Here is a 22,493-nt window from a genome sequence, read left to right as displayed (position 1 = left end):
TGTCGCGTGTTGTTCCCAGCGATCAGTAGTGGAAGGAGTCGGAGCGCTTCAGGGTGAGGACCACGGTGCCGTCCGCGCTGATCTCATCCGAGACGATCCGGTGCCACACGTCGACATCACCGACCCAAGGGACATGGACCTGGACGCGGATGTCGTCGCCGAGTTGCCAGGCGCCGAGGCGGGCGTTGGGGTGGTCGACGACCTGTATTGCCGGGATCTGGAGGGCTTGCGTGCGGCCGGCCAGCTCTTGCTGGCCGCGGGTGCTCAGAGCCTTGGACGAGGAGAGTGTCTTGTCGGTGACGGTCGCGACCCGACGCAGGCGCCCGTCGTACCGGTGGACCTGGGCGCGCGCCATCTTCCGGCCTTCACCCTTGCCCAACACCACGACTTCGTTGGCGAAGTCATCGCCCATCCCCTCCGGTTTCGCGATGGCGATGATGTTTTCGCCGTCGGCGAAGCGCAGGTCAGTGCGCTTCCGGCCGAGCCGGGGTGTGCCGAGCCGGATGCGGTGTTCGATCGAGTTGCCGGACCCGGCCCAGCCGTGCGTTTCGATCCAGTCGAACGGGGTGGTGCTGGTCAGGCTGTCGAGGGTTTGTCCGCAGTCGGGGTTGTTCCACCACGCCAACTCCCACGGATCGGAGCCATCCTTGGCGCCGAGGAGTTCGCCGAGATCGTGGCTGTCGATCTTCAGGCCGATGTTCCCGTACGGCTTGCCCTGGACGTGGGACCAGATCTTGCGGACCGCGTCGTAGACGTCGATCCGAGGGCCGCCGTAGGGCTTCGGAGGGTCCGGGACACGCTGCTTGCCCTTCTTACCGTCCACCCAACCATCATGATTTTTATCCTTTCCGGCATAAGGATCTTTAGGGGTGATCAGGGCACCGGAAACGATGTAGTCCTCGAACGGGATGCCCTGCGGGTAGCAGGAGAACCCTTCGCATTGGATGCTCGCCTGCGGACCGTCGTACGCCGTCTTGGTCACGACCCCGCCCCAGCGGATCACCCCATCGACCTCCAAATACAACTTGGTGTCCCATTCCTGGAGGATCGGCTTCTTGTCCGGGCCGAGCATGCGCGCGTACTCGGGTTCGATCGTGCCGGCCATTGCTCCGGGGCCGCTGAGATCACGCTTGGGATTGCTGCTGAGCGCGAACGGGACCTCCCAGTCCAGGATCTCCTCGGGCAGGGCGCGTTGTGCGATGAACCGCCACCCGGACGGCATCAGAGTTCTTCCTCGTCCGGGGCCTCGACGAACTCGACGTCCGAGACGATCGACGTCGAGCCGTCCACCGAGAGGTCGCCGGTCTCGATCTTCGACATGTACGTCTGGAGGTAGAGGCGCTGGGTGGTGCCGCGCACGGAGCTGGAGATGCTCAGGTTGTCGGCGATGACCACGGTCTGGCGGCGTGTCTCCTTGCCGGTGTCGTCGTCGATCACCGTGTTCTGCCCCTTGATCGTCCCGAACACGTTCTGCATGGAGGCGAAGACGTCGGCCTTCGTCATCCGCAGGCCCGCGATGGTGGTCACGATCTTCAGCCGTGTCGCCCAGGTCGGCACGTCGATGTCCCACTTCGCGGGTTCGCCCGGCCAGTTGTGCCACTTGTTGTCGGAGTACGTCAGCGTCGACAGGGTGCTGGGGAAGGCGGTGTAGAGCCTGCGGTCCCGGCGAGGTGCGACCATCGTGCGGAGATCCTTGATCATGGCCTGGGTGATGGTCGTGGTGTTGGCTGGCAGGTCGATGCGGGCTAGCGCGATAGCGGAGTCCGAGCTGCGGACCTGTCGCACGGTCGTTGTGGTCTTTGGGACCCCGCTGATCACGCGGGTGTAGACGTACGGGCCGACCGTCGGATCGGCTGGGTTGGGCCACGTCTCCCCGTAGCTGTACGGGTTCTCCACTCGGGCGACGATCAGGTCCGAGCGGGCGGAGACGCCGGTCGCGGCGATCGGCACCTGATCGGCGGTGGGTAGCCGGGCGGCGTATGCCTGGTAGGCGCCGCCCTGGGCGCGATTGATGATGGCACAAGCTCCGGTGCGGACCTGCACGGCGGCCGCAGGGGTGCTGAGAGCCTTCACCTGGAGGTCAGCGGAGCCGACCACGCCCTCGGCGCCGCCGAAGGCCGCGTAGGCCAAGAGCCTCGCCACCTCGCTCGAATGCGAGGCACCGCCCTCGGTGAACCACGGGACGCTGTCCCACATGCTGTTCCTCCGCTGATTGCTGGGTTGAACCGGCGGAGAGTGTTGAACGGGCGGCCCCCTTGCGTCGCGTGCTGCCGGAGGCGGCTTGCGGTGATCACGGTTCGAGGTCAGAGGTATGCGTGCGCGTCACGCCAGGCCACCGTCATGTACGCGGTGCCGGTGGCGTCCGTGCCGCGGAGCACGATGTCCTGTCGGCCCACGGGTAGCCGCATGTCCTCGAGACGCGGCGTTCTGCGGTAAAGGAGCCCAGCCACCGACGCGTTGCCGTTGCGCAGCACAGTCCGGGCCCACGGTCGGGGGTCGATCACGACGCGTTCACCTGCGGCCAGCGTGAGGTCGAGGGACGCCTTCCAGCGGCCGACGACTTCGCATGCGGGTTGGATGATCGGGCCCCAGATCGTGATGACCGGCCACGTCGGCTTGGTGCCGCCCACGGTGACGTCCCCGGCGACCTTTCCACTGCTCTCGCCCGTCATTGTCAGCGGAGTCGTCAGCGGGCCGACGAGCCCACGGTGCGGCGGCGGCTGGATGTCGACGCGGACGCTCTGCTCGACGTCGTCGTACGCGGTGTCGTCCTGGCAGGCGAAGGTGCACACGACGGGCGTGTAGCCCTGCCGGGTCAACCTCGACGCGGCGGGTGCCCACTTGCGGGGCCGCCCGTAGAAGCGGCGGGCCCGACCGCCCTGCGTAGTCGACAGCACCGCGGGGGTGGCGAAGCGCAGGCGCAACGCCTCGGCGTCCCACGCCTGCCCGAACACGGACAGTCGGTTGAGGGCCGCGCTGTGCCTGTCCTGCTGCGTGAGCGCGTCGTCGACAGCGTCGACGCCGACCTCGAAGGTGATGGTGGCTGCGGCCTTGAAGTCCTGCCCGAACCGGATGCCGTCGGCGCGCGGCAGCGGCGTGTCCCCGGCGTCCGTGTCGCCGTACGCGATCTCGTACGGTTCCAGTAGGTAGTAGCCGGACCGGATGGTGCCGAACGTGAACGAGGCACCAGGGTGCACGCCGTTCGCGCTGTACGACAGCCGCCATTCGCCCTCAGCCAGCGACATGGGCACCTCCCCTGCGTATGCGCCTCAGCTCGAACATCGCATCGTTCAGTGCTGCTCCGGGGCTCATGGGCTCACCGGTCATCGTGAGATTGAGGTCACCCCCGATGAGAGCAGGGCTGACCGCCTGCGGAACCGAAACCCGTGGCGCGGCCGCGCGGGTGCTGCGGTTGATGGCCACCGCGCCGTCGGCGTATTGGCGCAGCGCCCCGTTCGCCCAGGCCACGACACCGCCGAACTCCTGCACGACCTGTTCGACGATCGCCTTCGACCGGGTGCGTTTCGACGGGCTGAGGGGGACGTACGCTTCGCCCCCGGTCTCCGGCTCCGCCCACAGCCGCCACTCGCCGGGGCGAGCGATCTGCGCGACGTGCCGTTCGGCTCCGGCCGCGAATGCCCTGATCCGGCCGCCGACGCGGCGAATTCCCCCGTCGGCGTACCGCAGGATGCCGCCGTTCGCGTTCTCGGAGACGTATGGCTTGCCCTTGGTCGTGTACTGGATCGTGACGTGGACGGTCTTTCCGGTGAGGCTGTTGATCTTTCGCTGGATCGCCTGGACCTGCGTGGTCGCCGATCCGGTGGGAGCCGTGATCTCGACCTTCTTGCCCTTGAGGTCCCTGACCTTGAAACCCAGGTCCTTGATCATCTGCTGTGCCGTCTTCGTCGGCGCTTCCATCTTCAGCTTCTTGCCTGGCGGCAGGCCCGCGACCTTGTCGCGGATCGTTTGCAGGTCGCCCGTCGCCTTCTTGATGATCGCGTTGACCGTGACGTTCTTCCGGTTCGGCGCATTCGCAATGTCCTGAGCCAAGGCGGCGACGCTGACGCGAGCCCCGCCCGTCGGCGCAGTGATCTTCACGTTCTTGCCGCCGGGCAGGGTCTGCACCTTGAACCCGAGGAGTTCGAGCTGCTTACGCGCGTTGGCAGTCGGCGCCTTAACGGTGATGGACTTCCCGGCGCCCAGGCTGTCGAGCTTGCCGCGCAACCCCAGAATCTGGGCGGTGGACTCCGGGATGCCCTTGGTCGTCATCAGCGTGGTGACAGTATCCGGGATGAATCCCATCTGGTCGGCGAGTGCCTTCGCCTGCGTTTTGGGGATGCCCATGTCCATCGCGAGCTGGATGGCCTTCGCGCGGGCCCGCTCCATCGCGCCCTGTCCCTTGTCCATCGCAGCGGACATGGGCATCAGGCCCTGCTCAGCCGCCTCCTGCGCGCGGGTGGCGACACTGAGCATCGCGTCGCGCATTTCGGTGAGCTGACTGTTCAGCGTCTGGCCGTTGCGGGAGGCAGTGTTCACCAGGCCATCGCTGTCGACGAGAGCCTTGCCCCAGCCCTCAGCCCGGTCAATGTTGCCCTTCATCGTGTCGTCGATCTGCAACATCACGGAGTTGAGCTGAGCGGTCGCGTCGTGGAAGGACTGGGAATTGCCACTGAGAGCGTCGAGCGCGCGGCGCAGGTTGCCGACTCGCTCGTCGGCGTTCTTGGTCTTGTCGCCGAAGCCCTGCACGGCGGCCTGGAGACGGTCGTACGCGGACGTGCCAGTGCTGGCTGTGCCGTTGACCGCCTCGTTCAGTTCCTTCGCCTTGGACTTCGACTTGTCCAACTCGCCGCTCATTCCCTTCAGCGCATCGGCGGCGGCCTTGTACTTCTCCCCCTGGGGCGTCATCTTCAGGACATCGGCTTTGGGGCCCATCGACACATAGCGCTCGGTCTCCTTCGCGAGACCGCGCAGCCTTTTCTCCAGTCCGTCAATGGAGCCGCCCTGATCGAGGTATGCGTCCGTGACCTGCTTCAAGCTCACGTCGGCGCTACGGAGGACATCAACGAGTTTGCCCTTGCCGTCGGAGAGCTTGACGTCCTGGAGATACTGCGCTGCCTGTGCCCTGACGTTCGCGTCGATCTGGCCGTTCGAGTCCGCGAGGGCCTGTGCCAGGGAGCTGATGCGTTCCTCGTGTGCGGCTGCGGCGCGGGCTGCGGCCTCCTGCTTCGCGGCGAGCAGTCCCAACCCGATCGTGACGCCGGCGATGGCGATACCGAGAGGCCCGCCGAGCGCGGCCGTCATGCCGCCGAGCGATCTGGAGGCCACCCGGTTCGCGGCTCCGATGCCGCGCAGCGTGCCGGATAGGCGTCCGCCTTCGGCGGCGGCGGTGCGGTAGGCGCTACCCATGCGCTGCCACACGGTGGCCTGGGGGCCGATCGTTCCCGCCGCGAGGGTGCCGCGCATGACGTTGCCCAGCGATGTCGCGGACCGAGTGGCCGCGGTCACCGACGTGCCAAATCCGCGAAGCGCGGTCGAGACGGCGGAGACGACCTTGAGCGCGAGCATCGTGCCGAGCAGCGCGGCCAGGGCAATGTTCGCGCCGGGAATCGCACCCATCAGCGAGTTGAAGACGTGCAGCAGGCCATTGAAGGCGGCCAGGAGGACGCCGAGCCCGCTGCCAGCCGCCGAGAGGTTCCCGAACGCGGTAGCCAAATTGGAGACGAGACTGATCAGAGCCGGCCCAATCGAGTGGCCGACGGAATCGAAGAAGCTCCCAAGCGCGGGCATCAGCTCCGTACGGATCTGCCTGATCAGATCCGTGACCCCGTTGTCCTTCGCAGCTCGCCCCAGTCCGCGGAAGAAGTCCCCGACCAGGAGGTTCAATTCGTGGAACGTGGGCGCGGCGTCGGAGAAGAACTGCTTCATCGACGCCTGGCCCTTTGCCGAGTTCGCCCACTGCTTGAAGCGGTTCATGGTGCCCTCGAACCCGTCGAGCAGGGCGTTACCGCTGTCCTGCGCCGCCTTGCCGACGCCGCCGAGACCTTTGACCAGGTCCCGGGTGGAGCGGCCGAGCTGCGCCGCCTTGTCCCCAGCATGATCAAGAAATCTGGACAGGGAGCCGGTCTCACGTCCGGCCTGGACGGAGGCCCGTGCCCATTGCGTGAACCTCTCCGCGCCGCGGCTGACCCGCTCGACGAAAGGTCCGGAAGCCACCAGGAAGTCGAGGCTCGCGTGCCCGAGGTTGGCGAGCCCATCGTTCATGTGACCAATGGCCGTGCTGTTGGTGGCCGCGATCTTCTTGAAGTCCCGGCGGAACGGACCGGTCTGCATGAACTCTGCGCCGCGCTTGGCGAGATTGCCCATCTGGCCAGCCGTGTCGCCGAGCGAGTCCTTGAGGAGCGGCAGCACCGCGGACGAGAGCGGCTTGACCTCGTCCGCGACCTGCGAAAAGAAGCGCTCCTGCACGGACTGGCGCATCTTGCGCCACGCGCTGCTCAGGCTGGCAACCGTCGTGACGGTCTTGCGAGCGGAGGTGGACAGCCCGTTGAGCGACTGAGCCAGGGCCTCCTGCTGTGCCTTGGTCTGTTTGGTGCCGGAGGCGGCTTGCTGCTGAGCCTTGAGGGTCTGCTTCAGGGCCTCGCCGAACCCGCCGAATGCTGTCTTCGTGCTGATCGCCGCTATACCGGCTGCGGCGATCAGCCCGGGTATCGCGCCGAGGACGCCGACGGCGGGCGCGGCGGCCGAGACGAGCGCGGTCAGTCCGGCGCCGTACTGGGTGAGTGCGGCGACGGCGGGCTGGGCGAGGGAGATCAGGGAGCCGATGCCGAGCATGCGCATCGACCTGCGGCCGTGCGGCATCCGCATCCGCACCGGAACGTTAACCGGTGTGCGGTCGGCTTCGCCTTGCGCGCCGCGGATCAGGTCGCGGACGCCCGACAGCAAGCCGCCGCTGCGACTCCCGCTGGCCGAGTCATCATTGGGCAGGACAGGCACGCGGACGTCAGTACCGGCGATGCGCCGCGTGATGTCGTCCAGCTCGGCGCGGAGCCGCTGGTCGTCGATCTTGATCTTGACCTTGGCGCTGACGCCCTTCGACGCCTCCTTGACAGCGGTCTCGAGCTTCTTGCGTAGGCCCTTGGCGTCGACCTTGACCTTGACCTTGACGGCCAAGCCTTCCGCGGCCTCCTCGACCTTCGTGTGCAGCTCACGCGCGAATCCGGCGAGGTTGGCGACGACCGGCACGTCAAGGCGGCCTGCCTGCATGCCCTCAGCCACGGCGGACCATTCCTCTCTGCATTGCGGCCGCGAGCATCTGCCGGTGTCCGGTGAGTTTGAGGGCGGGCTGCGGCTGCGACTGCGCGCCAGATGACTCGAGGGCGGCGTCGGCGGGGTGGTACGGACGAGGGACCGACGTCGGTTCTTCACGACGCCGGTCAGCGGCCAGGATGCTGACCTCTTCGATCAGCTGCGCCAGGAGTTCCGTCTCCTTGGTCCACCCGGCGATCTGGGCGGACTGGATACGGGACTCCTCGGGGAGGCCGTCGATCAGGACGATCAGACGCCTCAGCCCGAGGAAGCCGGGCTCTCCGGGGCGTCGCCAGATTCCACGGGCGTCGAGTCCGTGGAATCGGCTGAGGTCGGACTCGACGTCTCCCCATCGCTCTCGGAGGAGTCGCCCAGTCCGAAGGACTTTCCCAGGTCAACTCCATAGACCTTGATCAGGCCCAGGGTGAGGCGGATGTACGCAGGGAGAGACGGGTTCAGGTTCTCGAACCGCTTGTACTCCTCCGTGCCGAGGAGGATGCGATGTACCTCGTAGATCGCCTCGACGAACTGACGTGGCAGATGAGGCCGCTTGAAGATGAGATCGATGACGACGGAGGCGGTCGGGTTCTCGCTGGCGTCGATCACGTCGCGGAGCAGGCCGACGAGGTCGAGTTCGTCGGCGAGTAACGGGTCGAGCGTCTTGGCGGGCAGCTCTGCCGGGTAGATGAACTGCTCGCCGTGGAAGAGCACCGGAATGCCGTGGGGGTACTGGACCTCTCGGCGTTCGGCGGCGTCGAGGTCGATGACGAAGGACATGAAGGGCTGGCCTCTCGTGTGTGCGGGCTGAGTCGCGGGTGCGGCAGCACGCGGACATTGCCAAGTCGGTGAGGCTTGCGTCGCACGCTGCCGCGGTGAGAGGTCAGCCGTCCGTCGGCGGCGCGACCGGGGCGAAGCTCGGGTCGTTGGTGATGACGTACCAGGCGTCGGAATCGTCGCCGGACTGCACGGCCAGGCGCAGAGGCAGGACGGCTTCCTTCGTCTTGGCCAGTTCGGTGTTGACGCCTTCCATCTGCATGGTGCGCGGGACCATGTAGCGGTAGTTCTTGCCGCCGTCGATCACCTCGATGCACGCGGCGATCTCAGTGCGTGCCCCGATCCTCGGTGGCGTGAATTTGTAGTGCTTCTTGGAGTCCTGGGCTGTGATTTCGGTGACCTCGCCGCCGCCATACACGGCCCGGAAGTTCTCCCCAGACCACTGCTGGAGGTCGACCTCGATGGTCGACGCGTCCTGCGTTTGGAAGGTCCGGGTCGGGTACGAGGACTGTGCGCTGCGAACCTGCTCGAAATTGGGTTCGTTATTGAACTTCAAGCTGTCCTCGGTAGTGAGGCCGACGGCGCGCCAGCCCGCAGGCATTACGACGGTGGCGTCGGCTGGCGCGGCGGTGCCGACTTCGGCAAGCCACACACGGGTGAGCGAGGGGATGACGATTTCGTTGTTGTTGGCGGTCTCGCCTGCCATGACGGGCTTCTCCCTAGGTTCCGGTGATGTGGCCCCGGAACCTTGGGGAGAGCAAGGGGTTAACGTCGCGGCCTGACTGGAACGCTATGGGTCTCCAACTGGAAGGGGCGAATTCGAGCCTTTTGCAAGGCGGGCTGCCCCTCTCACTGCCCAGGCCGCACGTTCAGCGACGTCAGGAGCGCTCGCGCGTGATGGCGGAGAGGCTCGATGAGGTGGGGATGGTCGCCGAAGCCGGATCGGTGCAGGAGGCGGGCACTGACGTAGAGCTGGGCGCGGTGTCCATCGGGTGTGTCGAGCACCGGGAAATAATCTCGTACCTTCTGTGCCAGGTCAGGAACAGCGAGGCTGTAGCAGTAGAGCGTGGCGGCGTCAGTGCCGACAGGCCCCCGACCCCACAGCTCCCAGTCGAGCAAGCCCAAGGGTTCGATGAGCAGATTGCCCCAGTGCAAATCCGCGTGCACGGTCTCCCAGTGCTCGATGCGGACCTCGGCGGAGTCGCCGAAGGCGTCGCGGACGCGGCGGTCGATCTTGTCTTGATCGATGCTGATGCGGTCGGTGGGTGTCTCGGCGAGACGGGACACAGCGTCCCGGAGGTCCTTCCACCAAGGAGGAGGCGGGGCAATGCCGGGGTGTGCGTCCGCAGTGGGGGAGCAGGAGGTTCCGGGGAGGAGAGATAGGACTTCGGCGCGCTGGCGCCGCCAGTCTCCCTCGGCCCACTCGTAGACGTCGAGCAGGTGGGGCTTCGGCAGGCCGCGTAGAGCGTTGGCGTCGGCGTTGCCGGTCCAGGCGCGGCCGTGTGCCCATTCGGGCCGCTCGGAGACGACGCGTAGCCACATCCGGCCCTCCGTCCCGTCGGCGGGTGCACCGATCGAGCGCAGGAGCCAACCGAAAGTGGGCTCTGCCGCGATCGTGAGGCCGAAGTGGTGCGCGGCCTGTTCCAGGTTCTTCCGCATCCAGATGCGGAAGCGCCGGTCGGCTTCTTCAACGTCGGGGTCGGTGTCGGCTGCGTTCACGGGACGATGATGTGGCGCAGGTAGGCGCGAGGGTCGGACAGGTAGCGGCGCCAGTGGTCAACCAGTTCCAGTTCTTCCCATTTCACGCGGCGGGAGCCGTGCTCGCCGACCTCGATGATGTCGGCTCCGGGAGTAGCCGCCAGGATGGGCGAGTGGGTGGCGCAGATGACCTGCGCTCCGGACTGGCCGAGCTGGTGCATCAGGCCGACCAGTTGCAGGCAGGCTGTGAAGGACAAGGCGGCTTCGGGTTCATCCATGACATAGAAGCCGGGCGCGTCGAACATCGAGCGGAACATGGCCAGGAATCCTTCGCCGTGGCTCATGGCGCTGGTGTCCTCCTCCCAGTAGCCCGGCACGCCGCCCAGATTCTCGGTCATGTCGAACGCAGTCTCGGCGCGGAGGAAGAAGCCCTTCTTCTTCTTTCGAGGGCCGGCCAGCATCCGCGCGCCCGCTGAGGTGGTATCTGCCCGCAGCACCTCGCCCAAGGGGGTCTTGGTGGGATCGGGCCGCCCGTGGAGCCGTCCGAGTCGCCCGCCGTAGGCGTCGAGCTTGAAACTTTCCGCGATGGCTTCGACGAGTGTGGACTTGCCTGAGCCATTGTCCCCGACAAGGAAGGTAACAGGCTGCGCAAAGGCCAGCCCGTGTTCCAGCAGCTCGGCGACGCACGGCACAGTGAACGGCCACCGACCGCGCTGGGCGCGGTCAGGGGCCAGTTTCTCCGGTACGTAGACCCGGTCGACGAACACAAAGCTCCTAGTCGTAGTTGGGTTGGCAGCCTCCCTTTGGGCTGCACGGGCCGGTCCCCGTGGGCCAGCACGACGGGTTGCATGCGGGACCGCATGACGGGCCGCACTGCGGGTCACAGGGCTTCTTCCCGGCCTCCGGCAAGGTCGTCTGCCTCTCGGTAAACTCTAGTCGCAGCTCGCTCCGGACCCGTTCCGCCTCGGGGCTGTCGAGGATCTCGGCCAGCGCCGTCTCCAGGACGTTGCCGATGGGCAGCCATCGGGAGAAGACACAGGGCCACACCTCACCGTCCGGCGATATGGCGATCACGCCCGAGGCGCAGCGCCCGCACAGCTGAGAGGCGTCCGGCTGCTGGTCGCGTACGCCGCGTCCCACCTGCCGCAGCCGGTCCGTGCCAATCTCGGGTACGCCGAGAGTGATCAGTTCCTGCTGCGCGGCGGCTGAGCGCTGCCCCTCACGCACATCGACCACCCCGGCCCGAATCGGGATCTTCCGCCGTACGGCCTCGGCGATGTTCGTCCTGGTCCGTGCATGGCTGGGGCGGCGGGTGATCGCGGCATGCTCAGCGGGGTCGTCGGAGTAGTAGCTCGTTGCGAGGGAGACACCCGGACGCTCCAGAACCTCCCACACCGCGGTGGGGACGTGGACGAGGTTGGAAAAGATCTCGACCCGCAATCCTTGATCGAGAGCGTGCCCGGCCAGAGTGGGAAGATCCGGGTGCAAGGTGGGCTCCCCTCCAATGAACTGCACCATGCCCACGCCCCGCTCCGCGAGCTGGTCAACCACGCGGCGCCAGTCCTCTGAGCGCATCGTTCCGTGCGTCCCGTCCGGCCCTGACGCTGGATAGCAGTGCTCGCAAAGGAGCTGGCACTTGCCGGTGATCTCCAACCAAGCGAAGCCGATCTCGTGCACCGTGTCCCCTTCCACTCGACTGGGCTAGAGGTTGCTACCCGTGCGGGTGAACACGGACACACGGGAGACGCCTGCCCAGCTGCCGAGGGTGGACGGTCTACATAGCGAGAAGCGATCCCGGATGGAGCGGGAGACGATCTCGATACACGAGTGCGCGGTTCCTGGCCGCAGAGTTCTGTCGGTGCCCCTACGGGTGCAGGGTGACCAGCAGACCGAGGAGCCAGCGCGGCTGCCCGCCGACGAGCGGCGACCACAGGAGTGTGCCGGAAGGCCGGATGCCGCTGATGACGGGCTGCCCCGGCGTGTGCGGGGTATCGGGCAGTTCCATGGCGGCGGCCGCGCAGACAAGGATGATTCGCCGCAGCTCGGCCTGTCCCGGCCAGCCGCCCGGATCGCCATACGCCTCCAGGGTCACCTCGGGCTCCGTTGCCCACGTCAGGGTGCGCATATCCCCGCCGGGCCCGTGGGTGACGCGCAGGTGCGGCCATGGTGCCTCGGAGATCCCGGACACGCGGCCGGGGCCGCCCAGGGCATCGGTCACGCGCGTGTGCTTCTGGAGCCAGGTGAGGATCGCTGATACCGGATCGGCGTCGGCGAGTTCGAGGGGGGCGGCCATCAGGTGCGGGCGACGTAACCCTGCTGGCGCAGGTGTCGGGCGTAGTCGGCGGGCACTCGTATCTTGTCGCCCGGCCGGTGGTTGGTGCCCTCGATGTTGAGGTGGTGCGACAGGGTGATGGTCTCCATCCCTAAGCCGGGGACGGAGCTGACGTGGACGGTCTTGACCTCGTCGGCCGGGGACTCCGGAGCGGCGGTCTTGGTGAGGTTCTTCGCAGTCATGGCGCGCACTGTGGGTGGTGCGGTCTGCTTGTGTCGCGTGCACTCGTGATGTGCCGAATGATCAACACGTTCCAGGGCTTCTTGTCATGGACCCAGGTCGCGTGCGCGCACCCGGGAGTGAACCCAGGTATCTCACCTCGCGGGCCAGGTCCCGACGCACACGTTCCGCAGGGAGGCGCTGGTCAGGGGAGGGACCGGCTACCAGAGTCAGCGTCGGGCGGCCACGATCGCCGCCGCGTGGGCCATGAAGTGGGTGCCGTCGGCCAACAGATTGCCGGGGTAGACGGTGCCCACTTCGGCCTCGACGACCATCGGGCCACGCGCCGTGACGGTCACGGTGACCTTCTTGCCGGTGATGATCGGCTGGCCGGTGCTGATGTTCCGGGCGATGCCTTCCGGGTCGATCACCGTGGTGCAGCGGCAGTTCTTCAGGTTCGCGACGGCGCGGGACGACTGGTCGCGGGGCTGGAGCATGTAGGTATTGGGACCGGCGCCGCGGTGCTTGCGGTCCCAATCCATGCTGTTGACCTTGAAACGCAAGTTTCCGGGGACGACCTGGCCCTGCGCCTGGAGGTGGGCAGGGCGGACCTTGTCGTCGGCCATCGTGACCCACTGTTTCGTGGGCGGGGCCAAGCGCTTGGCCTCGACCTCGACCTGGTGGGCGATGCGCTGGACGTACGGGGTGATCATCCGCGCGAGCAGAGCTTCCAGCGACGGGTTCGGGGTGAACTTCGCCATCACGGCACGTCCGGGGGATTGCGGGTGGCGGTGGCCTGGACGTAGTCGACAGCCGGGCAGCCGGGCACCTGGTGAAGCCGAGCGGTGGTGATGGTCCACGTCATGCCAGTCTCGTCGGTGACGACGTCGCTGGGCTCCACGGGCCAGGCGGCCGGGTCCAGGCGAAGCGACCAGGTCGCGTCCGGCTGCTCCAGTGCGGAGCCGGGCCAGGAGCCACGCTGCTCCCGCTGCTGGTTCGGGTTCGGCGGTACCGGGATGCCGTTGGCGTCTCGGGTCCACGGGTGCTCGAGCGCGTACAGCGTCAGCAGCCGGTTCGGCAGGACGATAGCCACAGCCCTCAGCCCTTTCCGGGGGTGACGAGGGCCTGCCGGATGCCTGTGGTCACCGCGGTGATGTACGCGGTGAAGGCGGCCGTGGTGTTCTTCCGGTTCGCGCGGCTCATGTCGCCGCCCTGGAAGAACTGGGTGCGCTGGGCGTTGGTGAGTTCGAGCTGCACGCCCATGCGGCGGGTGCCGCGGTTGGCGATGTTCGCCGGATCGGTTCCGCTGAGGTCTTCGGAAGCCACGCTGACCGCGAAGCCCGTGTTGGCCAGGGCCTCGCCGATCTGGTCGCGCAGGTTGTAATCCAGCCCGCCGAGATAGGTCAGCGCTGTGGTGCCGGCCGCGCCGTGCCAGGACACGATGTGGCTCGCGGCCTTCGCCATTGTCAGGCCCTGCGGCTCGTCGAACCGGGTTGAGGTGATGTGCAACTCGGTGTTGGCGCCTGGTTCCTTGAATCCGTCGAGGGTGTAGAAGTCATGGACATCGCCCGCGGCCGCGTCGGCAAGTTCGGTAGTGGCCTGCTCGATTCCACCTCCGTGTATGGCCAGGTGCAGCAGGCTGGAGAACGCGCTGGTGCGCCATGTGCGCTGGTAGTGGATGCCTTCGATCTGGCCGCTGGCCAGCTCCGCATACGACTGGTAGAGGTCCCCCATGGGGGGTTCCTTCCTTCCCGTCAGCGCCAGCGACGCGTGCGGCCGGACGAGTACGGCCACGGGGCGCGCGGCGGGCGGGACAGGGGCTGGAACACCAGACGACGCAGCCGGTTGAGGCTGTTGAGCGTGGGAAGAGCTCCCGCCTGCCCGATGGTCGGGGTGGACTCGTACGAGACCGACTGGCCTTCGGCACTCACCGAGGAGACTCGGCGGGCGGGCCCCGTGCTCTGGTCGGGGCGCTGCCGGACGGACTCGGCGGCGTGTGCGACGACGTACCGCACCACCGTCTCCTCCTGGGCGCCATTCAGGCCGATGAGGAGATCCACGTCGTACGTTCCGTCGGGGTTGGCCCGGTAGGTGACCACCTCGGCGATGTCGTTGAGGTGGAGGGGCCAGGCGTCGATGTCGTCGAGCGCGTCCGTCCAGTGGGGGGTGATGCCGCGCACCGTGGTTGCGGTCGGCACCAGCGACCGGTTGAGGTACGCGGCGACGTCGGCTTGCGCATTGCGGATCTCCTCCTCGTAGGTGGTGCGCTGGGCGGAGGTCAGGGGAAGCGGGACACCGAGGGCGTCCGCAACTGCTTCGGGTGAGCCGACCAGGCCCTGGCCCGTGGGCAGGTCGAGGCGGACGGACGTGTCTGTGACGGGCTGCGCGGCCGAACTGGGGGTGAAAGTGACCGTTCCCCAGTACCGGCCCTGGGTAGCGGTGGGCAGATCGAACCGGTATACCCCGGCGCGGAGGCGGACGGCGGGTGCTGCCGAAGCGACCACCGGCCCGTCGCGTTCGGGTGTGGCGTACAGGTCGAGGCGTGTTACCTCGCCGCCGGCTGGGCCCGGGTCGTAGTGAGCCCCGGCCCACATGGGCTTGTGGTCGTAGATCGACACCGCCTCTCCCTTACTGGTTGCTGCCGAGACGCGCGGCCTGCGCGTCGAGGCGTTCGCGGATGCGGGCGGCGATGCTCTCGGAGACGACGGCGCCCTTGGGCTGAAGGAGCCGCGTGACGGGGTTGCGGTGCGGCCCGAGGAAGGTGCGCTCGACCAGGCGGACGGCGCATTGGCGGGTCGAGCCGAAGGGGGTGAGCGGCACGAACACGGTGTCGACGTCCGCGGGCGGCTGACCTGTGGCGTCGTCGAGGATGACGTCGGACAGGTTTTCCTCGTCGGGGATGACTTCCGTCGGCGTGGCGTACGGGCTCGGCGCCGGGGGCTCCGGAGCCTCGTCGACGTGCGGCGGTTCCAGCGGGGCGGCGTCCGGCGAGGCGGGGGCCGAGCCGACCTCGGGAGTCTCAGCCTCCGGGGCGGTCGCCTCGGCCGGGGCCTCTTCAGCGGCCGTCTTCGCGGTGGTCTTGCGGGTGCGGGCAGTGGCGGCCATGGGTGGCTCCTCAAACGATGTCGGTCCGATCGCGCGCACCCTGCACAGAGGGTTCGGCTTGTGTCGCGCGGTGCGGGACGGTCGCGATGTCTGGCTCGAAGGTCTGGGCCCGCGGGCGTCAAGAAATCGGGGGGCCGGGCGACGGGGACGGGGCCCTGACTCAGCTTCGTCGTTCCGGTCAGCCTCCGGCCGGGGCCTCATAGGTGAAGGCGTTGGCCTTGGAGACGGTGCCGCTGTCGTCGGTGAGGTCGACGGCCACGGCTCCAGCCTCACCGGGCGGCGTCTTCACGGTCAGCTCGGTGGCCGAGCGGACGTGAAGGTCGACGCCGACGGTGCCGCCGAAGGTGATGGCGGAGACACCGTCGAGGTGGGCACCCTTGATCGTGATGGTGGTGCCGCCTGCGGCGGGGCCCTTGACGGGGCTGATGCTGGCGACGATCGCCGCGGTGAACAGCCGGTCGACAGCAGAGCGCAGGACGATGGCCCCGGCCTGGTAGAGCAGGAAGCGCTTGGAGCCTTCGGGCTGCCCGTCGCCGCGCCCGTACGGCTCGGAGACGTAGATGTCTTCGGTGACCCTGACGGGCGGATCGTCGAGCGTGGCTGCGGGAAACGCTGCCTTCGTGATGCGGGTGCCATCCTGGCGATATAGGCCCATGGTGTCCTTCCTCCGACGCGATGGTTCGGGAGAGGATGCCCCCCGACACGTGCTTGGGTCGCGCGCTACGGGCGGCAGGCGCAGTTGCGCAACTGGGCGAATGATCTTGCTTGGGGTCTTCGCTACAGCAGTCGGAGGTGGTCCCAGCCGTTCGGCCCAACGCTGAAGACGAGCAGGCTGGCGGAGGAGACCTCACCGGAGCGGGCCGCGTACCAGTCCGATCCGTTGTCGAGGGTGGGCGCCTGGATGTGAAGGCGGCCGTTGCCGAGCTGCTGGGCACGGAAATGGTGGTAATGGCCGGTGACCAAGATGGTGGCGTCCGCGATGGCCTGTCGGCCGAAGCTCTGCGCCCTCCACCAATCTCCAGCCTTCTCTGGCCTGGGGTACTGATGGCCGTGGGCCAGGCCCACGGTGGTCCCCGCGATGTCCAGGCTCACGGTCTCCCGCCACTTCTCCGGCAGGACGAACGAGACGTGCCCGTACGCAGCGGTGTTGCGGGCATACGCATCGGCGATCTGCGACATGACCTCGATACCCCAGTCGTCGTTGGGCGGGCCGACGGCTTCGCGGCCGCGACGGACCCGGCCATGGTTGGAACCGCACGTCGCTACAACGACGCGGCTGAAGCGTCCGGCGAGGCGGTCCAGACCCTCAAAGGTGATCCGGCGGTACACGCGGATCATCTCCGTCATGGACAGGCCGTTGGTTTGCGCCTGCTGCGCGGTGTTCTCGTAATTCTCGATGCAGTGCCCGGCGTCCAGCCAGTACGCGGCCGTGGGGTCTTGGCCGATGGCCTTCAGGTCCCGTACATGGTCGTAGAGTCTGTCGAACCGTTCGGCCACGCGCCCGATCAGCTCCGGGGCTCCGCCGTCCCTGCCCACCTTGCCAGCCTGCGCGTCGGCATACACGACGACGAGGGCACGCTCCGCGGTATCGGTGGTCGTGCGAGGCTTGCGGCGGCCGCGCATCGCGGCGCGGACCAGGGTGTCGACGTCGCCTGCGGAGAGCCATGCGGGGGCGGCGGGTTCGACAACGTAGCGGCAGCGCCAGACCGGCCGGGTGACCGCGTCCTCGCCCTGGGCGTAGCGGTGCCAAGCGGCCGGGTCATGGCGGGCCTCGACAAGGCGGACTCTCCAGCCGTCGGGGATCGCGAGTCCGAGTTCTTCGACGCTGGCGCACCAATCTGCTTCGCTGCTGGGAGGCTGCTCGGCTGCCGGGGCGGTGACGACCATTGTGCCGCCCGGCTCATACCGGACCCCGGCCTCCCAGCCGCGGGGCGCAGGGGCCGGGGCCCGCAGGACCTCGCTCGGCTCTGACTGAGCGGCGGGGGTGGGCTGGAGCAGGGACATCAGGTCGTTCGTCAGGGTCATCGCGCGCACCGGCATCCGTTGGCCCTGCTGCGGCGGCGGTGGCGGGCCACGGTGTAGGCAGTGACCGCCTGGCCATGCTGACTGAGTACTTCGGCGATGGCGGTGGAAGAGACCGTGCGGTTCTCGAGGATGCGGCGCAGCGTTGCCGCGGTCTCCTCGTCGACCGACATGAGTACGGTACCGACGCCGCACAGCGGGCCCTTGCGTGCTGTCGGCGCTTCGATCAGCGCGTCCAGTTCGGCGCCGAGCCCAACGAGTTGTTTGTTCGTCACCGGCGTTCCTCCGTGTCGAGGCGTGCAGAAGAAGACGGAGGGGAGGGGCCATCACGGCGGGCGGCGCCTCCCTCACCAGCGGTCAGCCCGTAGTGGGCTGGGTCCAAGTGCCGATCACGAAGGACTCGGGGCGAGGGACTTCCAGAGCAACACGCTCGTCCGCGCGGAAGGTGATCAGGCCCTTCTCGAAGTTGTCCGCGTTCTCCGAGCTGACGGTGACGGAGACGGATTCCCTGTCGTGAAGCTGAGCGCCAAGGCCAAAGGCGCCGACCAGGAAGTTGTCATCCGCCATGGCGGTCGTCTCCACGACGTCCAGACGCCAGACGCGCTTGGTCGCCCCGACGGCGATCTGCAAGGCGACGCGGAACGCGCCGGTCTTGTCCTCCTCGACCTCAACGTGCTCCCACATGGTCGGGCTCAACACGATGCCGGTCGGGTCGTATTCGGCGAGCAGGGCCTTAGTAATGCTTCGCCTGATCTGAACGCTGTACTGGTCGGTGTTCAGTCCCGTGTACTGCTGGACACCGGGGGTGTTGAAGATTCCGGTGAGGCTCTGGCCGTCGCCGACGGAGTGCAAGAGATCCCAGTCCTCCTGGTACTTTACCCCCTCGATCATCCTGCCGCTGATGAAGGTCTTCAGCCGGGGCTCGTCCGCCAAAATGTTCTTGTGCGCGTCCAGCATGTGGGCGATCTCGCTGACGGGGTACATCACCGGGACGAGCGAGAGCTTGGAGCGCGGCGCTCGACCCCAGGTGTCGGTGTCGGCGCCGGTCGCCGGGCTGGTGCCGTCGGCGGCGTAGCGTTCCTTCACCTGCTTGGCGTTGTTGGTCCAGCCGGTCTCGCGCGCACCGTAGAGCACGGCTTGCTTGGTGCTGCTCTTGGGGAACAGGTCGCGGATGTGGAATTTGCGGTACTCGCGCTCGGCCAGCCCGAGGTTCTGCGCGGAGCCGAGGGTCTGGTGCGTGACGGTGCCGGCCGACAGGCTGAAGATGCTCTTGCCCTCCATCTCCGCGCGCACGTACGGGCGGTCGCGGAATCCGGCCTGGGCGGCGTTCTTGTAGGCATCGCTCTCGACGAACAGGTCACCGAGGGACTTGCCCTCCATGGCTCCTGACGGCTTCTGCCCGTAGTGCTGGCCCGCGGCGGGCACGGAGTCGGGCTCGGCGAGGTACTGCTTGACCTCGCTCAGACCCTCGGCGTCGGCGATGAGCTGCTTGAGCTCCATCGCCTCGGCGGACACCTTTTTGAAGGCGGCGGCCTGCTCGGTGGACACGACGAAGCCACCGTTGTCCTCCACCTTGAAGGTCCGCGAGATCCGCTCGGCCTCGGCGGACTTCTCGGCGAGCTGGGCCTTGAGGCTGTTGACCAGACTCTTGTTCTCAGCCATTGCGGGGTGCTCTCTCCCTGATGCTGGGTGCGGTTGACGTGCGTCGCTCGCCCGGCCAGCACCGGGACGACCCGACAACGCGATGTATTTGAGAGAGCGGGGGTGCTTAACGTCGCGCGCTGTTGCATCTCACGAGTTCAAGGGAAGGCACTAGATGGGCCCTGACCTGCTGTTCCGTTGTTCTCGACGGTCGTGCCGCCGCGTGTCTGTGAGGAGGACCGCAACCTGGTTGTGAGACTGGGTTGCATGCGCCTACCCCTGAATCGCGGCGAGTTGGGCCTTGACCTCGTCGGGGTCGAGGCGGACGGTGCCCTTCTCGCTGCCATCGCCTTCTTCGTCGCCGCCGTCGCCCGGCGCGTAGTCGGCACCAGGTGCGGTGTCGTGTGGTTCGTCGTATGGATCGTCGTCCCACAAGTCGATGCCGCTGCCCGCCATCGGGGAGGGCACGGCAGGAGGCCGCTCCTGCTCAGGCTCGTCGTCGGGGTCAAAGTCGAGTCCCTTAGAGGAGAGCGCGGCGAGGAGGTCACCGACGGTCGCACGTACAGGGCCAAGCTGCTCGGCATCGTCGGTGGCCCGGATTCGGGCGGTGGCGTCAGAGAGAGCGCGCATGGTCGGCTGGACGACGCGGCTATCGGTCGTTTCGCTGCTGTCCGCTTCACGAGCCGGGCCCTGATCGGGGATGACGACCGTGGTCAGCTCGACGGGCTGCGGGATGCCGAGGGATATCTCGAGGCCGGTGTTCTCGTACGGGACGGCGTAGGTGGCGGGGTCGGTACCGTCCTGGTGGACGGAGACGATGACGCGGTCGGGGTAGGTGGCCTCGACGCACGCCCATGCGCCGTCCTCATTGGCCAGCAGGCGACGGACGGCCGCGCCGACGCGGTCTCGGATCTCCTCGTACGACGCGGGCAGGGGCTGGATGGACGGCACGGCGGCTCCTGGGATGATGCGGGACTTGGCTTCGATGACGGCGGCGCGAGCGCTCTTGCTTTCCGGCACACGGGCAGCGAGGGGGCCGCCTTCGGCGGCGTGGTTCCTGGCGCCCACCGCGGCTTTCGCCTCCAGGACCGCGGCGCGGGCGGTCTTCGCTTCGACGCTGGCCCGCATTTCAACGTTCCTGCCCGATGGTGCAAGTCCAGTCATGGGCGCCGGTTCGTCGGAGGTGGCACCGGTGAGGCGGATGGGGGTGGCGTCCGGCCCGCGAACGACGTGCACAGTGTCGAAGGCGACGGGGGTGGGCGGCACGGTCGGGGTGTCGGCGGGCAGGTCATATCCGAGCGTGATGTGCGGGGTGAAACCGTGGTTGGTGCGCAGGGCTCCGGCCAGAGGGGACACTTCGAGTACGTCCACGATTCGGCGACGAAGTTCGCTCAGGCCCGGCACGTCGACCGGAACAAACATCGGCTCTCCATCTCCGCTATTGGGGAAGCGGCCGATGCCTCCGATCGTTCCGCCGATCGGCTCGGCGCCGTCGAGCGCCGTGGCGACGATCCGGGCGAGGTCGTCGGGGTGGCCGGGGAGTTCGTCGGCCTCACCCAGATAAGCGAGGGTGATGTGTAGGTCGCGCGGTTCCGTCCCGTCGCTGTGGGCGATCTTCTCCGCGATATCGGCGGGGAGGTAGAGCGCCACCATGGCGCCGCGGCCGCCCTGCTGCTCGGCGGCCTTGACATCGATGTAGCTGCTGAACGCGGTGGTCTTGTGCTCCAGCTCGGCCATGCGCGAGTCGGCCTTGACCTGTAGCGACTGCGTCAGGGGGTGCGCGCCGTGCAGGACCGGAGAGACCTCGTACAGGTCGAGCTCGTGGATCACGCGGACACCGTCGGAGCGCTTCGTCGCCCCGCTCGGTGGGACGCGGTAGCCGATGGAGAATTGAGCTTGTCCGTGGATGTGCCACTGCCGTACCTGCTCATAGACGTCGCGCCCCTTGGACGTGCGAAGGTTGAACGCGATGGTCGCGACGAGCGCTCCGGCCCCGGCTGGCCAGTTCGGGATGTCAGCAAACCGGGCGTCGCCGGGCTGCCACTCAGCGATGTCCAGCACGACGCCGATGGGCTCTTTCCACTCGTGGTGCCAGACGGTCTTGACGGGCCTGGTCGCCAGGGTGTGGGCAAAAGCTCCGGGAGTGATGAGGTCCGCGACTTCATCAACGACACCGGTGACGGCGAAGATCGCCGTGCAGATGCCCTTGCGGGGTGCGGGTGCTCGGGGCGTGTGGGCTGTCGGCACGATGAGGGACCCTCCGGCGGATGGACGGTTGACCGCCGGGACCGTGCCGTGCTCGCTGGGCTACTGTCCTGCGCTCGCCTCTGCCTCCGGGTTCTGCGCCTCCGCAGCGGTGCGTGCCGCGATCCATCCTTGGGTCCAGTATCGGGCGCCGAACTGCTGCTCCGGATCGGCGCTGTACTGGTCGTAGGGGCAGGCGTCGGAGGGGTCTCCGGCAGCGAACGCGGCTTTGCCCTCGTTGAGCAGCGCCAGATACGTCTGGCGGTTCAACTCCACCGGTACGGCTCCTAAGTCTGCTTCGGGGGGAACAACGGGTCCTGTCCGCCATGGTTGGCTGACTCGCCACCGTCCCCGCCGCCGTTGGGCTGGCTGTGGGTGCGGGTCATCTGGGCGTCGTCGACGTCGATGGCCCATACGTCTGGGTCGGTGTACCGCCACACCTGGCCGACGTCGTCGCGGACCCATCCGGTCAGTGTGCCGTCTGGAGCCTGATCGAGCCATGCCTCCTCGCCGTTGGCGCCCCTGTAGGCGGCGAACGCGGCGGAGGGGTCGGTCTCGTCGCCCTCGTCGTACATGTCGCCGGACCAGGGGCGGCCCGAGTCATCCTCCGGTCCTGGGGTGGGGTCGGCAAGCTCGCTGTCCGCTGTCTCGGTGCCGTTGGCTGGCTCAGGCACTTCCTTATCCGGGGCCTCCTTCTCGGATACCTCCTCGTCTGCCGGAACCTCTGGGTCCGGGGTGTCTTCATCGGGGGTGGCCACGCGCTCTGCGCTCGGGTCGCTCTCGGGTGACGGTGCGGCGGCTTCGGTGCCGCCCGCGGCGGAGACGTCCTGCTCCTGGTCTTCGTCGTCCCTGAACGGCTTGCTGCCCTTGGGGAGTGCCTTAATGGCGATTGCGTATCTGGTCACGTGGCGCAGGGTGGGTAGGGTGACCGGCTAGTGTCCTGCGCTGCTCGTCCCAAATTCCGTGCTGCTCAGCCCTTATCGATGATGTTGGTGTACCGGCGGAGGACGGCGAGAACAGCCTTCTCGTCGTCTCCGGCCACCGTGCGCAGCGGGCCCGTAGGCGTCAGCGCGATCGACTCGCCCGTATGCAACTCGACGAGTGCCGCCGCGCGGACGGAGCCGACCACCGGCCGATCCGCGTCCCCGGTGACCTGCACCTGGTAGGCGGATCCGTCGTCGAACCGGCCGGTGACAGTGGGGAGCATCGTCTT

The 22,493-nt window shown here is 67.7% G+C and carries 24 protein-coding genes; all 24 read right to left on the bottom strand.

Features of this window, described 5'->3' with window-relative positions; all coding sequences use genetic code 11:
- Positions 1–22 precede the first annotated feature (22 nt).
- Complete coding sequence (locus ACJX2R_RS17745) at positions 23–1,222, bottom strand: hypothetical protein (protein ID WP_413100922.1); 1,200 nt, start codon at positions 1,220–1,222, stop codon at positions 23–25.
- Complete coding sequence (locus ACJX2R_RS17740) at positions 1,222–2,196, bottom strand: hypothetical protein (RefSeq protein WP_413100921.1); 975 nt, start codon at positions 2,194–2,196, stop codon at positions 1,222–1,224. Before ACJX2R_RS17740 ends, ACJX2R_RS17745 begins: the two co-directional genes overlap by 1 nt.
- Positions 2,197–2,303: 107 nt before the next feature.
- Complete coding sequence (locus ACJX2R_RS17735) at positions 2,304–3,245, bottom strand: hypothetical protein (RefSeq protein WP_413100920.1); 942 nt, start codon at positions 3,243–3,245, stop codon at positions 2,304–2,306.
- A complete protein-coding gene (locus tag ACJX2R_RS17730) occupies positions 3,232–7,275 on the bottom strand; it encodes a hypothetical protein (RefSeq protein ID WP_413100919.1) in 4,044 nt (1,347 codons plus the stop codon). Before ACJX2R_RS17730 ends, ACJX2R_RS17735 begins: the two co-directional genes overlap by 14 nt.
- A gap of 288 nt (positions 7,276–7,563) precedes the next feature.
- Positions 7,564–8,082, bottom strand: coding sequence for a hypothetical protein (locus ACJX2R_RS17725; protein ID WP_413100918.1), 519 nt, complete (start codon positions 8,080–8,082; stop codon positions 7,564–7,566).
- Positions 8,083–8,185: 103 nt separating this feature from the next.
- A complete protein-coding gene (locus ACJX2R_RS17720; protein ID WP_413100917.1) occupies positions 8,186–8,785 on the bottom strand; it encodes a hypothetical protein in 600 nt (199 codons plus the stop codon).
- Between the two features lie 143 nt (positions 8,786–8,928).
- On the bottom strand, positions 8,929–9,798 hold the full coding sequence (locus ACJX2R_RS17715) for a phosphotransferase (protein WP_413100916.1): 870 nt from the start codon (positions 9,796–9,798) through the stop codon (positions 8,929–8,931).
- A complete protein-coding gene (locus ACJX2R_RS17710; RefSeq protein WP_413100915.1) occupies positions 9,795–10,544 on the bottom strand; it encodes an AAA family ATPase in 750 nt (249 codons plus the stop codon). The genes ACJX2R_RS17715 and ACJX2R_RS17710 overlap by 4 nt, the downstream gene beginning before the upstream one ends.
- Positions 10,545–10,551: 7 nt before the next feature.
- Positions 10,552–11,454 carry a radical SAM protein gene (locus ACJX2R_RS17705; protein WP_413100914.1) on the bottom strand — a complete coding sequence of 301 codons (903 nt, stop codon included), beginning with the start codon at positions 11,452–11,454 and terminating at the stop codon, positions 10,552–10,554.
- Between the two features lie 187 nt (positions 11,455–11,641).
- Positions 11,642–12,070 (bottom strand): hypothetical protein, encoded by a 429-nt coding sequence (locus tag ACJX2R_RS17700; RefSeq protein WP_413100913.1) that lies wholly within the window; start codon positions 12,068–12,070, stop codon positions 11,642–11,644.
- The gene (locus ACJX2R_RS17695) at positions 12,070–12,291 is read right to left on the bottom strand and encodes a hypothetical protein (RefSeq protein WP_413100912.1); all 222 of its coding nucleotides are present in this window, start codon (positions 12,289–12,291) and stop codon (positions 12,070–12,072) included. The genes ACJX2R_RS17700 and ACJX2R_RS17695 overlap by 1 nt, the downstream gene beginning before the upstream one ends.
- Before the next feature lie 207 nt (positions 12,292–12,498).
- A complete protein-coding gene (locus ACJX2R_RS17690) occupies positions 12,499–13,029 on the bottom strand; it encodes a hypothetical protein (protein WP_413100911.1) in 531 nt (176 codons plus the stop codon).
- Positions 13,029–13,361 carry a hypothetical protein gene (locus ACJX2R_RS17685; RefSeq protein WP_413100910.1) on the bottom strand — a complete coding sequence of 111 codons (333 nt, stop codon included), beginning with the start codon at positions 13,359–13,361 and terminating at the stop codon, positions 13,029–13,031. Before ACJX2R_RS17685 ends, ACJX2R_RS17690 begins: the two co-directional genes overlap by 1 nt.
- Positions 13,362–13,366: 5 nt before the next feature.
- Positions 13,367–14,002, bottom strand: coding sequence for a poly-gamma-glutamate hydrolase family protein (locus ACJX2R_RS17680; RefSeq protein ID WP_413100909.1), 636 nt, complete (start codon positions 14,000–14,002; stop codon positions 13,367–13,369).
- A gap of 20 nt (positions 14,003–14,022) precedes the next feature.
- Positions 14,023–14,886 carry a hypothetical protein gene (locus ACJX2R_RS17675; protein WP_413100908.1) on the bottom strand — a complete coding sequence of 288 codons (864 nt, stop codon included), beginning with the start codon at positions 14,884–14,886 and terminating at the stop codon, positions 14,023–14,025.
- 10 nt (positions 14,887–14,896) lie between these two features.
- On the bottom strand, positions 14,897–15,373 hold the full coding sequence (locus tag ACJX2R_RS17670; protein ID WP_413100907.1) for a hypothetical protein: 477 nt from the start codon (positions 15,371–15,373) through the stop codon (positions 14,897–14,899).
- A 178-nt stretch (positions 15,374–15,551) separates the two neighbouring features.
- Complete coding sequence (locus ACJX2R_RS17665) at positions 15,552–16,028, bottom strand: IPT/TIG domain-containing protein (RefSeq protein ID WP_413100906.1); 477 nt, start codon at positions 16,026–16,028, stop codon at positions 15,552–15,554.
- Positions 16,029–16,150: 122 nt separating this feature from the next.
- Positions 16,151–17,260: a hypothetical protein gene (locus ACJX2R_RS17660; protein WP_413100905.1), complete on the bottom strand. Its 1,110-nt coding sequence runs from the start codon at positions 17,258–17,260 to the stop codon at positions 16,151–16,153.
- Positions 17,261–17,394: 134 nt separating this feature from the next.
- The gene (locus ACJX2R_RS17655; RefSeq protein ID WP_413100904.1) at positions 17,395–17,670 is read right to left on the bottom strand and encodes a hypothetical protein; all 276 of its coding nucleotides are present in this window, start codon (positions 17,668–17,670) and stop codon (positions 17,395–17,397) included.
- 82 nt (positions 17,671–17,752) lie between these two features.
- Entirely contained in the window at positions 17,753–19,057 is a 1,305-nt protein-coding gene (locus tag ACJX2R_RS17650) for a phage major capsid protein (protein ID WP_413100903.1), read from the bottom strand.
- A 252-nt stretch (positions 19,058–19,309) separates the two neighbouring features.
- Positions 19,310–21,283: a 2'-5' RNA ligase family protein gene (locus tag ACJX2R_RS17645; protein ID WP_413100902.1), complete on the bottom strand. Its 1,974-nt coding sequence runs from the start codon at positions 21,281–21,283 to the stop codon at positions 19,310–19,312.
- A 60-nt stretch (positions 21,284–21,343) separates the two neighbouring features.
- Positions 21,344–21,556 carry a hypothetical protein gene (locus ACJX2R_RS17640; protein ID WP_413100901.1) on the bottom strand — a complete coding sequence of 71 codons (213 nt, stop codon included), beginning with the start codon at positions 21,554–21,556 and terminating at the stop codon, positions 21,344–21,346.
- Positions 21,557–21,567: 11 nt separating this feature from the next.
- Entirely contained in the window at positions 21,568–22,185 is a 618-nt protein-coding gene (locus tag ACJX2R_RS17635; RefSeq protein ID WP_413100900.1) for a hypothetical protein, read from the bottom strand.
- Positions 22,186–22,250: 65 nt separating this feature from the next.
- Entirely contained in the window at positions 22,251–22,487 is a 237-nt protein-coding gene (locus ACJX2R_RS17630; protein ID WP_413100899.1) for a hypothetical protein, read from the bottom strand.
- Positions 22,488–22,493 lie beyond the last annotated feature (6 nt).

It is taken from the genome of Streptomyces sp. Inha503, assembly GCF_047215865.1.
GTDB lineage: Bacteria > Actinomycetota > Actinomycetes > Streptomycetales > Streptomycetaceae > Streptomyces > Streptomyces lycopersici.
Note: the sequence above shows the minus strand (reverse complement) of the source record. Positions and strands in the feature narration are given on the sequence as shown.

Bases quoted from the DNA above. Each gene is read 5' to 3' on its own strand.
- ACJX2R_RS17745 (WP_413100922.1), bottom strand. From the start codon at position 1,222: ATGCCGTCCGGGTGGCGGTTCATCGCACAACGCGCCCTGCCCGAGGAG.
- ACJX2R_RS17740 (WP_413100921.1), bottom strand. From the start codon at position 2,196: ATGTGGGACAGCGTCCCGTGGTTCACCGAGGGCGGTGCCTCGCATTCG.
- ACJX2R_RS17735 (WP_413100920.1), bottom strand. From the start codon at position 3,245: ATGTCGCTGGCTGAGGGCGAATGGCGGCTGTCGTACAGCGCGAACGGC.
- ACJX2R_RS17725 (WP_413100918.1), bottom strand. From the start codon at position 8,082: ATGTCCTTCGTCATCGACCTCGACGCCGCCGAACGCCGAGAGGTCCAG.
- ACJX2R_RS17720 (WP_413100917.1), bottom strand. From the start codon at position 8,785: ATGGCAGGCGAGACCGCCAACAACAACGAAATCGTCATCCCCTCGCTC.
- ACJX2R_RS17700 (WP_413100913.1), bottom strand. From the start codon at position 12,070: ATGGCCGCCCCCCTCGAACTCGCCGACGCCGATCCGGTATCAGCGATC.
- ACJX2R_RS17695 (WP_413100912.1), bottom strand. From the start codon at position 12,291: ATGACTGCGAAGAACCTCACCAAGACCGCCGCTCCGGAGTCCCCGGCC.
- ACJX2R_RS17690 (WP_413100911.1), bottom strand. From the start codon at position 13,029: ATGGCGAAGTTCACCCCGAACCCGTCGCTGGAAGCTCTGCTCGCGCGG.
- ACJX2R_RS17680 (WP_413100909.1), bottom strand. From the start codon at position 14,002: ATGGGGGACCTCTACCAGTCGTATGCGGAGCTGGCCAGCGGCCAGATC.
- ACJX2R_RS17670 (WP_413100907.1), bottom strand. From the start codon at position 15,373: ATGGCCGCCACTGCCCGCACCCGCAAGACCACCGCGAAGACGGCCGCT.
- ACJX2R_RS17665 (WP_413100906.1), bottom strand. From the start codon at position 16,028: ATGGGCCTATATCGCCAGGATGGCACCCGCATCACGAAGGCAGCGTTT.
- ACJX2R_RS17660 (WP_413100905.1), bottom strand. From the start codon at position 17,260: ATGGTCGTCACCGCCCCGGCAGCCGAGCAGCCTCCCAGCAGCGAAGCA.
- ACJX2R_RS17650 (WP_413100903.1), bottom strand. From the start codon at position 19,057: ATGGCTGAGAACAAGAGTCTGGTCAACAGCCTCAAGGCCCAGCTCGCC.
- ACJX2R_RS17630 (WP_413100899.1), bottom strand. From the start codon at position 22,487: ATGCTCCCCACTGTCACCGGCCGGTTCGACGACGGATCCGCCTACCAG.